The organism is Phenylobacterium deserti, from assembly GCF_003254705.1.
Classification (GTDB): Bacteria; Pseudomonadota; Alphaproteobacteria; order Caulobacterales; family Caulobacteraceae; genus Phenylobacterium; species Phenylobacterium deserti.
In genome coordinates, this window is sequence record NZ_QFYR01000001.1 from 242,669 (window position 1) to 255,903 (window position 13,235).

At 69.3% G+C, this 13,235-nt stretch carries 11 protein-coding genes; 6 read left to right on the top strand and 5 right to left on the bottom strand.

Annotated features, from left to right (window positions below; translation table 11 throughout):
- Positions 1 to 28: 28 nt before the first annotated feature.
- Positions 29 to 382 carry an arsenate reductase (glutaredoxin) gene (gene arsC, locus DJ018_RS01220; protein ID WP_111512980.1) on the top strand — a complete coding sequence of 118 codons (354 nt, stop codon included), beginning with the start codon at positions 29 to 31 and terminating at the stop codon, positions 380 to 382.
- Positions 383 to 509: 127 nt separating this feature from the next.
- Positions 510 to 1,838, top strand: a complete 1,329-nt coding sequence (locus tag DJ018_RS01225) for a M23 family metallopeptidase (RefSeq protein WP_111512981.1) — start codon at positions 510 to 512, stop codon at positions 1,836 to 1,838.
- Here the strand turns inward: DJ018_RS01225 and DJ018_RS01230 are convergent.
- A complete protein-coding gene (locus DJ018_RS01230) occupies positions 1,835 to 2,920 on the bottom strand; it encodes a Zn-dependent alcohol dehydrogenase (protein ID WP_111512982.1) in 1,086 nt (361 codons plus the stop codon). The genes DJ018_RS01225 and DJ018_RS01230 overlap by 4 nt on opposite strands.
- Before the next feature lie 126 nt (positions 2,921 to 3,046).
- On the opposite strand from DJ018_RS01230, the gene chrA reads away from it, so the two are divergent.
- A complete protein-coding gene (gene chrA / locus DJ018_RS01235) occupies positions 3,047 to 4,252 on the top strand; it encodes a chromate efflux transporter (RefSeq protein ID WP_111512983.1) in 1,206 nt (401 codons plus the stop codon).
- Positions 4,253 to 4,254: 2 nt separating this feature from the next.
- Here the strand turns inward: chrA and DJ018_RS01240 are convergent, their stop codons facing one another.
- The 3 genes from DJ018_RS01240 to ubiG all read right to left on the bottom strand — a co-directional run bounded on the left by DJ018_RS01240 (position 4,255) and on the right by ubiG (position 6,890).
- A complete protein-coding gene (locus DJ018_RS01240) occupies positions 4,255 to 5,184 on the bottom strand; it encodes an alpha/beta fold hydrolase (protein WP_133254193.1) in 930 nt (309 codons plus the stop codon).
- Positions 5,185 to 5,291: 107 nt separating this feature from the next.
- Positions 5,292 to 6,095: an FkbM family methyltransferase gene (locus DJ018_RS01245; RefSeq protein WP_111512985.1), complete on the bottom strand. Its 804-nt coding sequence runs from the start codon at positions 6,093 to 6,095 to the stop codon at positions 5,292 to 5,294.
- A gap of 36 nt (positions 6,096 to 6,131) precedes the next feature.
- Complete coding sequence (ubiG, locus tag DJ018_RS01250) at positions 6,132 to 6,890, bottom strand: bifunctional 2-polyprenyl-6-hydroxyphenol methylase/3-demethylubiquinol 3-O-methyltransferase UbiG (protein ID WP_111512986.1); 759 nt, start codon at positions 6,888 to 6,890, stop codon at positions 6,132 to 6,134.
- A gap of 120 nt (positions 6,891 to 7,010) precedes the next feature.
- Here ubiG and DJ018_RS01255 point away from each other — a divergent pair, with 120 nt between their 5' ends.
- Positions 7,011 to 8,261, top strand: a complete 1,251-nt coding sequence (locus DJ018_RS01255) for an aspartate kinase (protein WP_111512987.1) — start codon at positions 7,011 to 7,013, stop codon at positions 8,259 to 8,261.
- 3 nt (positions 8,262 to 8,264) lie between these two features.
- On the opposite strand, the gene DJ018_RS01260 is transcribed toward DJ018_RS01255, so the two are convergent.
- Positions 8,265 to 9,665, bottom strand: a complete 1,401-nt coding sequence (locus DJ018_RS01260) for an MFS transporter (RefSeq protein ID WP_111512988.1) — start codon at positions 9,663 to 9,665, stop codon at positions 8,265 to 8,267.
- Positions 9,666 to 9,816: 151 nt separating this feature from the next.
- Here DJ018_RS01260 and ptsP point away from each other — a divergent pair, with 151 nt between their 5' ends.
- Together ptsP and DJ018_RS01270 are read left to right on the top strand one after the other, a co-directional pair.
- Positions 9,817 to 12,081: a phosphoenolpyruvate--protein phosphotransferase gene (ptsP, locus tag DJ018_RS01265; protein ID WP_111512989.1), complete on the top strand. Its 2,265-nt coding sequence runs from the start codon at positions 9,817 to 9,819 to the stop codon at positions 12,079 to 12,081.
- Positions 12,082 to 12,221: 140 nt separating this feature from the next.
- Positions 12,222 to 13,202 carry a helix-turn-helix domain-containing protein gene (locus DJ018_RS01270; RefSeq protein ID WP_111512990.1) on the top strand — a complete coding sequence of 327 codons (981 nt, stop codon included), beginning with the start codon at positions 12,222 to 12,224 and terminating at the stop codon, positions 13,200 to 13,202.
- Positions 13,203 to 13,235: the final 33 nt, after the last annotated feature.

Genomic DNA, 13,235 nt, shown 5'->3' on the forward strand with positions numbered 1-13,235 from the left:
ACCGGCTTCTTTTGGCTAAGGCGTCCGCATGAGCGACGTCGTGATCTACCACAATCCCAAGTGCGGGACCTCGCGCAACGTCCTGGCGCTCCTTCAGGAGAAGGGGCTCGAGCCCCAGGTCGTCGAGTATGTGAAGACAGGCTGGACGCGCGAACAGCTGCAGGATCTGCTGTCCCGAATGGACGGCGCGAGTGCACGCGACATCCTGCGGGTGAACGGCACCAACGCCGAAGAGCTGGGCCTCACCGACCCGAACGTCTCGGACGAAGCGATCATCGCGGCCATGATCATCGAGCCGATCCTGGTGAATCGTCCTATCGTCGTGACGCCGAAAGGTGCGGCCCTGTGCCGACCTGCCGAACTCGTTCTGGGCCTGCTCTGAACAGAGCGTGACAAATGGCGCAGCGCACAAAGCGCTGTTTCCCGCCATCTTCGCGAGCGCCTGTGGGGGCGTACATCCTTTGCGATGGCGATAGCTTAACTGTATGTCGTCTAAGTACGGGGGCTTGATGCAAGATTTCGACCCGCGACGTCCGTCCTTCCGCATTGCGCCGCGCGTTGTCGCCGGCGCCGCCGCCCTGTTTGGGCTGTTCATCGTCTGGAAGGCGACGGACACCGGATCGAAGCCGGCAGACCCGCCGCAGCTGTCCTCGGCCGCCGTTCTGGCCTTGCAGCATGCCGCCTTCACCCAGGCCGAAGCGCAGCCCGGCTTCTCCCGCCCTGAGAACGTGGCGGTGAAGGTCCTTCCGGGCGAGACGCTGGAGTCCGCCGTCGAGCGCGCGGGCGTTGCGCCGGACGAGGCGGAACAGGCCGTCGGCCTTCTTTCCCAGGCCATGGACACGGTGAACATCCGCGCCGGCATGGCCTTCGAAGCCGCCATCGCCAAGCCGCGGGCCGAGCGCGGTCACGCCCGACTGATCGGCCTGTCGATGCGGGCCGGCCCGGCCAAGTCCATCACTCTGTCACGCACCTTCGACGGCGCCCTGCGTCTGCGGGAACTGCAGGAGCAGATCCTCGACGACACAGTGGCGGCCAACGGCAAGATCGAAGGCTCGCTGTACGAGAGCGCCGCCCGCATGGGCGCCACCCCCACCATCACGGCTCAGGTCGTGAAGCTGTTCTCGCACAAGCTTGACTTCCAGCGGGACATCCAGCCGGGCGATGACTTCAAGCTGGTGTTCAACCGCAAGGTCACCGAAAGCGGCAAGACCATTGAGACCGGCGACCTGGAGTACGCCGAGTTACACGGCGTGCGGTTCTACCGCTTCGAACGGGCCGGCGGCAGCGCCGACTACTTCGACGAGCACGGCAAGAACATCAAAGGCTTCCTGCTGCGCACTCCGGTCGACGGCGCGCGCATCACCTCTGTGTTCGGCAAGCGCCGCCATCCGGTGCTGGGCTACACCCGCGCGCACCAGGGCATCGACTTCGGCGCTGGCACGGGGGCGCCGATCCTGGCCGCCGGCGACGGCGTGGTGCTGGAAGCCCGGCGCTGGTCCGGCTACGGCAACTGGCTTCGCATCCGTCACACCGGCTCGTTCGACACCGGCTATGCCCACGTCTCCCGCTACGCCCCGGGCATCCGTCCCGGCGTCCGCGTCAAACAGGGCCAGGTGGTCGCCTACGTCGGCTCTACGGGCCTCGCGACCGGCCCTCACCTCCACTACGAGATCTGGCAGAACGGCCAGCGCGTGAATCCGCTGGGCGCAAAGATCCCGCAGGGCACGGTGCTGGCCGGGGCTGAACTCGCCCGGTTCCGGGCCGAGAAGGCGCGCATCGACCGCCTGCTGGGCGAGAACCAGGCCATGGCCGCCGCCGACACTGTGGTCCGCCGCTAGGCGTCGAAGACGATCACCGAGCGGGCGATCTCGCCCCGCTTCATCTCGGCGAAGGCGTCGTTGACGTCCTCCAGCCGGATGCGGCGGCTGACCAGTTCGTCCAGCTTCAGCTTGCCGGACATGTAGAAATCCACCAGTCGGGGCATGTCGATCGGGAAGCGGTTGGACCCCATCATCGAGCCCTGGATGCGCTTTTCCCCGAGGAACGCCGCGCCCATCAGGCTGATGGTCTGGCCCACAGGGATCATGCCGATGATGTTGGCCGTCCCGCCCCGGCGCAGCATGTTGAACGCCTGCTCGGCGGTCTTGGACAGGCCGATCGCCTCAAAGCTGTGCTGAACGCCGCCGCGGGTCATCTCGATCACCTGCTTGACCACGTCGCCTTCGCTGGCGAGCAGGAAGTCGGTGGCTCCGAAGGCCTTGGCTAGGTTCTCCTTACCCGGCGACATGTCGATGGCGATGATCCGCCCGGCTCCGGCGATCGCCGCGCCGTTGATGGCAGACAGCCCCACCCCGCCGCAGCCGATCACCGCCACCGTCTCGCCGGGCCGAACTTGCGAGGTGTGGATCACCGCGCCGACGCCGGTCATCACCGAGCAGCCGATCAGGGCGGCCCGGTCCAGCGGCATGTCCTTGCGAATGGCGACGCAAGCATGCTCATGCACCAGCATCTGCTCGGCGAACGAGGACAGGTTCAGGAACTGCGGCAGGCTCGCCGCGCCTTGCGTGATCCGCGCCGGCTCGTCCTTGCCGCGCTTGGTGTCCGGCGACACGCACAGGCTCATGTGGCCCGTCAGGCAGTGTTCGCAGTGACCGCAGAACGCCGACAAGCAGGTGATCACGTGGTCGCCAGGGCGCACCGTGCGCACCTCCGAACCCACCGCCTCCACCACGCCCGCGCTCTCGTGGCCGAGCACCGCAGGCAGCGGGTGCGGGTACGAGCCTTCCACGAAGTGGAGATCGGAATGGCAGACTCCGGCGGCGACCGTGCGGATCAGCACCTCGTGCGGCCCCGGCTTGTCGATCTGCACGTCCTCGATCTGAAGCGGTTTGCCCACCTCCCGCAGCACCGCAGCCTTCATGCGCCAGCCTTTCGAACAAGTGTTTGAGCGCACGCTAGCGTGCCGCCCGGGCGCAGTTCAACACAGATCGGGGTCGACAGCCGCCCCGCGCCTGCGCATGACAGGGCGAGCCCGCCTGGGGACCTGATGGACGAGCCTGCGCGCACCGCCCCGAATCTGCTGGATGTCTTCCTCGCTTTCTTCGGGGCGGGCCTGACGGCAGGCGGCCCCTCCGCCCACCTTGCCGACTTCCGACGCGAGTTCGTCGAGCGTCGCGGCTGGCTGACGGATGCCGAACTCGCCCAGGCCGCCGACCAAGCGGAAAGCACGCCCGGGCACTCATCCACCCAACTCGCCATCGCCATCGGCCTGCGACAGGCCGGCGTGGCCGGCGGCGTGGTCGCGCTGGCCGGGTTCGTGCTTCCGGCCGCGGCCGCCATGATCGCCTTGGCGCAGCTCGCGCCGGTTCTCTTTCGCATGTGGGGCGACGGCTGGACCCTGGGGCTGAAGATCGCCGCCTGCGCCATGGTCCTGCAGGCCCTGACCGGCATGGCGCGGGTGATCGCGCCCGATCCTGTTCGTGTCGGCCTGGCGGTCGGCGCTGGCGTCGGGGCCATCCTCACCCACGGACCGGTCGCCCAGTTCTTCGCGCTGGCGGCCGGGGCGCTGTTCGGGCTGGCGTTGCTGGGACCGTCCTCGTCAGCGGAACGCGCTACGGAGCTCGCTGAGGGCGCGCGTGTGAGCGCGCGGGCGGCGAAGATCGCGTTGTCGCTCGCGGCGGGGCTTTTCCTCCTCCTGCCTTTTGCGGCCTGGGCGCTGGGCAGCCCGGAGACCGGTCTGGCGGGCATCTTCTTCCGGGTCGGCGCCTTGGCGTTCGGCGGCGAGCAGGTGCTGCTTCCTTTGCTCAGCGCCGAGCTGGACGGGGAAGGCTGGATTGATATCGACACCTTGCTCGCCGGATACGGCGCCGCCCTGGCCTTGCCCGGCCCGCTGTTCGCCTTCGCCGGCTTCGTCGGCGCAGCGCAGATCGGAGCGACGGGTGGTTGGCTTGGCGGGGGCCTGGCGGTGGCGGCGATGCTGGCCCCCAGCCTCCTGCTGATGGTCGGCGGCGCGCCTTTCTGGAACCGCCTCCAGGGGGCGCCGCGCATCATGGGCGCCCTTGCGGGTCTTCAGGCGGTCACGGTGGGCTTGGTTGCGGCCGCGCTGTGGGATCCGCTGATCATGCGCACCATCGTAGAGCCTGCGGACTGGGCCCTCGTGGCGGCCGCGTGGGTGTTCCTCAGCATTGCCCGGCTGCCGCGCTGGTTGGTGGCTGTCGGGTTCGCGGTGGCGACCGGCCTGTTCCTGCGCTGAGCTCAGGCCGCGCGGGCGGTGGCCGGCAGGACGCCTTGCGGCCGCGGGATGCCGAAGCTCGGCAGTCTCGGCAACCGGAACGTCCAGGCGCGCTTCTGCGGGATGCAAGCTTCGAGAGCGCTCAGCAGCTGCTCGGGCGGTCCATCGTTCAGGAAGTGGTTGGCGCCGGGCGTGCGCACGAACTGGATAGGCCGGCGGGTGGGCGTCTCGCGCGCCAGCCGTTCAGCCACTTCGATCGGCGCGAAGTCGTCCTTGTCGCCGTGCACCATGTAGATGGGAGCATTCACCTGCATCAGCGCGCGGCGGGCGTGCACCAGCTGGGGCCTCTGGCCGGCGGCTTCCATGACGGCGTGGCGCAGGTCGCGCGGGATCATCTTCAAGGCTTTGGAGCCCACGTCGATCAGCCACCGCGAGGTGGGGCCGGTCTCGCCGAAGAAGCCGGACAGCAGCACGAGGCCAGCCACCTTGCCCGGGTTCTCGGCCGCCATGATGGAGGCGATGGCCGCGCCGTAGGACTGGCCGACCAGCAACACCTTCTGCCCCGGCGCGGCGCGCAGCACGGAGGCCAGCGCCTGCGCCTGGACGCGAATATCGGGCACCACGTGGAATGGCTCGGAGCCCGCGTAGCCGGGGCGGTCCACCACCACCATCTGTCGGTCCTGCGGCAGGTCCGCCATGGTCTCGGCCCAATACTCGGCCCAGGAGGGCGCGCCGGTGATTACCACGATCTTCCACGGCGGCGGCTTGTCGCGCGGGGTCTCCAGGGCGGAGATCTTCCAGCCAAGCCCGCCTCCAGCGACGAAGCTGGTGCGACGAAGAACGGTGTCCGGATAGTCGGCCGAGGTTGGCGCGTGCTCGGTGCGTCCGGTGGCGGCGCACTCCAAACAAGCCCAGCCCATGGCGAGCACGCCTTTCGGCCGTTTGCGCGGCACGTCCTGCAGCCTCCTCAAGCTTCACTCACCTGAGGGGCAAACGTACGGTCCCGCTGTTGGTTCGCGGCCCGGAACCAGCGGCGCCCATCCGTGGCGCCGGGGCCACGTCAGGCGGCCATGCGGGCCCGGAACACGCCGTCCGGCAGCCGACGGGCCCGTGTCGGATGGATGAAGAAGTAGTCCTTCCAGGGCACATCGCTCATCAGGCTGCTCAGCTCTTCCAGCCGATCGCCCTGGAGAGCGAACATGCGGTAGCCGCGCTCGCGCAGGAAGGCGAACACCTGGTCCGCCGTGCCGCCGAACCGCTGCTGCAGCATCGCGGGGTGGATCTCCAGCAGAATGTGCGGGCGGTCGCGGTCCAGGATCTGGCGCGCCCCGGCGAGCGCCTTCAGCTCGGCGCCCTCGATGTCCATCCGGATGAAGTCGACTCGCTCCAGCCCTTCCCGGGTGCAGAAGTCGTCCAGGCTGACCACCTGGGTTGGCTGCAGCTCCGCGCCCGAGACATCGATGTCGGGCCGCGCCTCTCCCTCCGGCGGCGTTTCCGCCACATAGGCCCAGGAGTGTCCCATGCGGCCGGACAGCTTCTTAGGGATCACCAGCAGCATTTCGCCCGTCCGGTCCCAGACGGCGGCCGGCACCGGGGTCACCCGGCCGGCGATGCCGTGCCAGGCCATGCAGACCTTGAGCACCTCGAAGGTGAAGGCCGACGGCTCGAAGGCGTAGATCCTGGCCTGCGGCGCCACCTGGGTCATGACGTAGGAGTGGCGTCCGTCGCTGGCCCCCACGTGCAGGCAGACGGGCGCGCCCGACAGAAGGTCGGCGAGGTAGGGGGTTTCCGGCTCGTGCTTCGCCCAGCCGAGGTTGCGCCGCCAGGCCCGGAAAGCATGAGCCAGCACGCGTAGCGAAGCCATACGAAGTCCTTCTAAGCGCGCCCCCAGCCGTCCGTTCTAGGCCACGTCGCGCGTGACCGTCATCATGTAGTTGATGTCGCAGTCGCGACTTTGAGACCACCGGCCGGTCAGCGGATCGAAGGTGACGCCGAACGGTCCCGCCACCGTCACCGGCTCGCCGTCCAAGAAACCGCGCAGCTCCTCCGGTTTCAGGAACTTCTTCCAGTCGTGGGTGCCGGGCGGCAGCCAACGCAGCACGTACTCGGCCCCGAACTTGGCCAGCGCCAGCGCCTTCAGGGTGCGGTTCAAGGTGGCCACGATCATCAGCCCGCCGGGCTTCAGCAGCCGGGCGGTGTCGCGCAGGTACTGGCCGGAATCGGCCACGTGCTCGATCACTTCCATGTTGAGCACGACGTCGAACGGGGGCTCGCCCGCCGCCAGCAGATCCTCGGCGGTGGAGCAGCGGAAGTCGATGGCCAGGCCCTGCTCCGCCGCGTGGGCCGATGCGGTGCCGATGTTGCGGGCGCTGGCGTCCACCGCCGTGACCTCGAAGCCCAGCCGGCTCATCGGCTCGGACAGCAGGCCGCCGCCGCAGCCGATGTCCAGCAGCCGCAGCCCTTCGAACGGGCGGCGCGCCTTGGCGTCACGCCCGAAGTGCTGGGCGGCCTGATCGCGGATGAAAGCGAGCCGCACAGGATTGAACCTGTGCAAAGGCGCGAACTTTCCTTTCGGGTCCCACCATTCGGCTGCGATGCGCGAGAAGCGCTCGACTTCTGCAGGATCGATGCTCGATTGTGGCCGCGCTTGGGAAGTCATGCCCTCTCTTACCCCCCTAGCGGCCTGTCGCGAAGCGCCGAAGGCGTTGCCGCACACCGAAGTCATGGCTAGAAGGCGGCGCCTTTCGCACCGCAGCAGCAGAGAGCCCGCAAGACCCGCATGTCCCGGCTGGTGATGAAATTCGGCGGCACTTCGGTGGCCGACCTGGAGCGCATCCGCCGGGTGGCGCGCCTGGTGAATGCAGAGCTTGAAGCCGGCCACCAGGTGGCCGTGGTGGTCTCGGCCATGGCCGGCAAGACCAACGAGCTGGTCGCCTGGACCGATGGCGCAGGCCCCGCAGGCCAGGGCATTGAGCCCTCCGACGACGAGTACGACACGGTTGTGGCCTCGGGCGAGCAGGTGACCGCCGGCCTCCTGGCCATGGTCCTGCGCAACATGGGCATCCGCGCCAAGTCCTGGCTCGGCTGGCAGATCCCGATCATCGCGGATGACGCGCACGGCCGCGCCCGCATCGACGACATTCCGCCCGAGAAGTTGGCCGCCGCGCTGGACGACGGACAGGTGGCGGTGATCGCCGGCTTCCAGGGCGTCACCCGCGACGGCCGCATCGCCACGCTTGGCCGCGGCGGTTCGGACACCAGCGCCGTCGCCATCGCCGCCGCCCTGAAGGCGGAGCGCTGCGACATCTACACGGACGTGGACGGGGTCTACACCACCGACCCGCGCATCGAGTCCAAGGCCCGGCGCCTGGCCAAGATCTCCTTCGAGGAGATGCTTGAGATGGCCTCGCTGGGCGCCAAGGTGCTGCAGACCCGCAGCGTCGAGCTCGCCATGGCCCAGAAGATGCCGGTGCGCGTGCTTTCCAGTTTTGTCGAGCCGGGCGAAGCGCCAGGCCAGGGCACCATCGTGTGCGACGAGGAGGAGATCGTGGAAAAGCGGATCGTGAGCGGCGTCGCCTACAGCCGGGACGAAGCCAAGATCAGCCTCTTCGGCCTGCCGGACCATCCGGGCGTGTCGTCCGTGATCTTCGGCCGCCTGGCGGACGCGAACGTCAACGTCGACATGATCGTCCAGAGCCACGCCAAGACGCAGAACACCGCCAACATGGAGTTCACCGTCGGCAAGCGTGACGCCGCCCGCGCCGTGGAGATCGTCCGCGCCGCCCAGAGCGAGATCGGCTTCGACGACGTGGCGGTGAACGAAGACGTCGCCAAGGTGTCCGTCATCGGCGTCGGCATGCGCAGCCACGCGGGCGTCGCCAAGTCGATGTTCAGCGCGCTGGCCGACAAGGGCGTCAACATCCAGGTGATCTCCACCTCGGAGATCAAGATCAGCGTGCTGATTGACGCCGCCTACACCGAACTGGCGGTTCGCGCCCTGCACGCCGCCTACGGCCTGGACCAGCTCTAGGCCTTAGGGCCGGGCGGCCTTTCCGGTCAGCCGGAACGCCGCCCAGGCGCCGATCAGGCCGACCGGGATCACGCTGGCGAAGACCCAGATCGCCGCGGCCTGCGCGCTCTGGGTCGTCAGGCCTGTCGAAAAGCCCACGATGTTGGCCGCGGCGCCCGAGATCGCCGCCCCCGCCGCCGCGCCGGTTTGGCGAATGGCGATGGTCGCCGAGGTGCCGATCGCCCGGTCCTCGTCCGACAAGACGGCCATGATCCGGCGGGTCATGAAGCTCCACGACAGGCCGAAGGCCGCCCCCAGCAAGGCTCCGCCGACCAGCACGACCCACAGGGGGCCGCCCGCCATCGCCCAGGTCAGGATTACCAGGCTAGCGACCAGCATCACGCCGCCCGTCCGCACCCAGATCGCGTCCCACTTCTCCCCCGCCGAAGCCACGGCTACGGCGGCGATGGTCCAGGCGATAGACTCCACCCCGATCACATAGCCGGCCCACAGCGGCGACAGCCCGCGCAGCGTCTGGAGAATGGGCGGCCCGTAGATCGCGAAGCCCATGGAGGCTGCCGTCATCCAGAACATGGCCGAGTAGCCAGCCCCCACCACCGTCCGCAGATCGCCGGCCCGCCTGGGCAGCAGCCGCACGCGGGCCCGGTTGTCGATCCACAGCACCAGTCCCAGGATCGCCACGCCCACCGCAACCAGGGCCAGCGCCATCCAGAAGACGTGGATCACGTCAGCCAGCGCAATGGCCGCCACCCCCACCGTCAGCACCCCCAGCTGCAGCCACGGCACGCCGGACCGCTGAGCCGCGCGGCCCGAGCCTCGCAACAGCCAAAGGGCCGCCAGGCTGAACAGCCCCGCCTGCACCGCGAACAGCCAGAAGACGCCCCGCCACGCCCCGGCCTCGGCGAAGATCCCGCCGACCAGCGGGCCCAGAACGGTCGCCACGCCCCACACGCCCGAGACGGACGCGAACACCCGCGCCAGGTGCCGCTCTGGAAACAGCAGGGCGATGGCCACCATCGAGAAGCCCGAGATCCAGCCGCAGCTCGTTCCCTGCACGAGCCGGCCGGCCAGGAAGACCCCCACATTAGGCGCCGCCGCGCTCATGGCGCAGCCGATCATGCAGGCCACGCCCGCAAGCGCGCTGGCCTGGCGCAGGCCGAAAATCTCGGCCAGCCGTCCTGCGCTGGCGCCCGCCAGGATCGCGCCCACCAGGAACCCCGCCACCGCCCAGCTGAAATAGGCGTAGCCGCCCAGGTCCGCGCCGACGCTGGGCATGATGGTGGCTGTCACCAGCGCGTCGGCCGCGTTCAGCCACACGCCCAGGCAGATCAGGGCGAAGCGCGAGAATCGCCCTTCGGCCAGGAGGTCCCTCCAGCCGGTGCTCGCCGCCGTCACGTTCGTCATGGCGGCGCGTTTAGCTCATGTTCGAGCGTCGCGTCAGGCCTGCGGGCGGGCGCAAGAACGTCCTTTCGATGCAAGCGCCCCCTTTCCGTCTCTGTTCGGAAAGATAAAGCTGTTAGGGAGCGCGAAGGGATAGGGAGGCGCAGCGCCGACGATGCCGGTTTCGGGTGTCGCCATTCGTGGACAGCGGAGCCTGCTGCGGCAGATCCGGGAGGCGCTCGCCGGCGGCGGGCCTGCCCAGACGCGTCTGGACATGGTGGTGCGGATCATCGCCCGCTCCATGGTCGCCGAAGTGTGCTCCCTCTACATGCGCCGCGCGGGCGGCGAGATGGAGCTGTTCGCCACTGAAGGCCTTGAGCTCAAGGCCGTGCACGTCACCCGCATGAAGCCGGGCGAGGGCCTGGTTGGCGAGATCATGAAGCTCGGCCGGCCGCTGAACCTGGCCGACGCGCCCGAGCACCCGGCCTTCTCCTATCGTCCGGAAACGGGCGAAGACCCCTACCACGCCTTCCTGGGCGTGCCGTTGCTGCGCGGCGGCCGCGCCATCGGCGTGCTGGTCGTCCAGAACCGCACCGAGCGCGTCTACACCGAGGACGAGGTCGAGGATCTCCAGATCATCGCCATGGTCCTGGCCGAGATGGTGGCCGGCGGCGAACTGATCACCGAGGACGAGCTCAAGGGCGTCGAGCTCGCGCCGCACCGCCCCGAGCGGCTCAAGGGCTCCAAGTTCGCCGACGGCCTGGCCTATGGCGTGGCCGTGCTGCACGAGCCTCCGGTGGCGCCGTCCCAGCTGCTCAGCGAGGACGTGGTCGCCGAAGAGGCCCGGCTCAAGGCAGCCATCAGCGGCCTGCAAGCCCAGATCGACCAGATGCTGGAAGGCCAGCACGGCCTGGTGGAAGCATCCTACGAGGTGCTCGACACCTATCGGATGTTCGCCCACGACCGGGGCTGGAACCGCAGCCTCGAGGATGCGGTGCGCAACGGCCTCACCGCCGAGGCGGCTGTGGAGCGGGTCCGCTCCGAGCACCGCGCCCGCCTGGGTCAGGCGCGCGATCCCTACCTGCGCGAGCGCCTGCACGACCTGGAAGACCTCAACGACCGGCTGCTGCGCCACCTGTCGGGCGACGGCCACGTCGCGCGGGAATTGCCCAACGACGCCATTCTGATCGCCCGCAACCTCGGTCCGGCCGACCTGCTGGAATACGATCGCACCAAGCTGCGCGGCCTGCTGCTGGAGGAAGGCTCCACCGCCAGCCACGCGGCCATCGTCGCCCGCGCGCTGGACATCCCCTGCGTCGGGCGCCTGCACGGCCTGCGGGACAAGGTGTCCGAAGGCGATCCGGTCATCGTCGACGCCGAAACGGGCGAGGCCTATCTGCGACCGCGCCCGGACGTGGTCACCGCCATTCGCGCCCGGATGGACGTGCGAGCTCAGCGCCGCGCCGAGTTCGCCAAGCTGCGCGACACGCCCGCTTTCACGCGGGACGGCGCCAAGGTGACCTTGCTGATGAACGCCGGCCTCGATGTCGACCTCGACATCCTGGAGGAGACGGGCGCGGAGGGCATCGGCCTGTTCCGCACCGAGTTCCAGTTCATGGTCGCCGAGGAGATGCCGCGCTTCAATGCGCAGGCCGCCCTCTACGAGCGGGTGATGGACGCGGCGGGCGACCGGCCGGTGACCTTCCGCACCTTGGATCTCGGCGGCGACAAGGTGCTGCCCTACCTGGAAGCCGAGCGGGAGGACAATCCCGCGCTCGGCTGGCGGGCGATCCGCATGGGGCTGGACCGCCCCGCCCTGCTGCGCCTCCAGTTGCGCGCCCTGATCGCGGCGGCCAAGGGCCGGCCCCTGCGCATCATGTTCCCCTTGGTGGCCAATGTGGACGAGTTCCGCGCCGGCCGCGCCCTGGTGGAAACCGAGATCGCCTGGGCTCAGCGCCGCGGTCGCCCGGCCCCGTCCCGCCTGGACGTCGGCGCCATGGTGGAAGCGCCCTCCATGGTCTGGCACCTGGACGCCCTGCTGCCGATGACCGACTTCGTCTCGGTCGGCACCAACGACCTGCTGCAGTACATGTTCGCCGCCGACCGCGGTAACCCGCGGGTGGCTGATCGCTACGATCCCCTCTCGCCGCCGTTCCTGCGGGCCATGGAGCAGATCCAGCGCGCCTGCGCCGAAACCGGCACGCCCGTCAGCGTCTGCGGCGAGATGGCTGGCCGTCCGCTGGAGGCCTTCGCCCTCGTTGCCCTGGGCTTCGAGCGGCTGTCCATGCCGCCCGCCGGCGTCGGTCCGGTGAAGCAGATGGTGCTGTCCTGCGACCGCGAGGCCGCCCGCCGCGGGGTCTCCGCCCTCTTGAGAGGCAGCGCCGGCTCGGTGCGCAACGAAATCGAAACCTTGGCCCGCAAGATCTACCTGGCGGTGTAAGTCTCACGTGACCGAACACCGCATTGAGAGCCTTCCTGGCGGGTGTTACTGCCGATCGACCCCAAATCTGTCCGCGCCCTGCCCGGTTCTGCCCTGCTGCGGCCCCTCCGGCGCAACGCAAGTTCAAGGATAGAGTGGCCATGCCGCTCGATACTGGAGTGCCGGAACTGAACCTGGACGCGGGGTCCAGCGAACTCAGCACGCCTGCGCCCAACCTCTATAGCGGCGCCGACATCGGTCAGGCCCTGCGGGCCATCCGCGAACACCACGGCCTGAGCCTCGACGAGTTGGCGGAAGCCACCCGCGTCCGCGCTTCCTACCTGGAAGCGCTGGAGGAGATGCGGCTGGAGCTGCTGCCCTCGCGCCCCTTCACCATCGGCTACATCCGCGCCTACGCCCACGCGCTGGGTGTCGATCCCGATGCGGCGGTGGAACGGTTCAAGGCCGACGAGCCGGTGCTGGACGAGCCGCTGCGCGCCCCCATCGGCGTGATCGACGAGCGCGACCCGCGCCTGCGCGGCCTGATGGGGTTCATGGCGCTGATCATCGTCGCCATCGTCCTCTACAATATCGCCCAGCGCGCCATGATGGAGGCCGCTCCGCCGCCCCCGACCGCGCCCGAGCAGACGGTGGCCCGCGCGCTGCAGACGGTGAAGTCAGGGCCCGTGTCCCTAGGCGCGCCGCTGCCGGCGCCCGTGGAGTCCACCACCCCGCCTGCTTACGAGACGCCGGGCCTGGCCGAAGCTCACCTCGCCGAAGACGGCAAGACCATCGTGCTGGAAGGCCAGCCCAAGCCCGTGGTCGGGCCGCCGGAAATGCCGGCCGACCTGGTTCTCGTTCCGACCTTCAAGCCGGCTGGCGCCATTCTCGGCGCCGCGCCCAACCAGCCGTCCGCGGTCACCCTTCAGGCCCTGAAGCCTGCCGCCTTGATCGTTCGCGGCGCGGACGGTTCGGTCTACTTCGCCCGGCAGCTGAACAAGGGCGAGGCCTATCGCGTGCCGATGGTCGGCGGCCTGGTGGCTGACGTGTCCGAACCGGAAGCCTTCCAGGTGTTCGTCGCCGGCGCGTCCAGAGGCGTTCTTCCCGCCCCGCAGGTCGCCCTGGCGAAACTCGCCGGCTAGCCGCACGCGCACCTTGGGCTTTCGCCCGGAAGC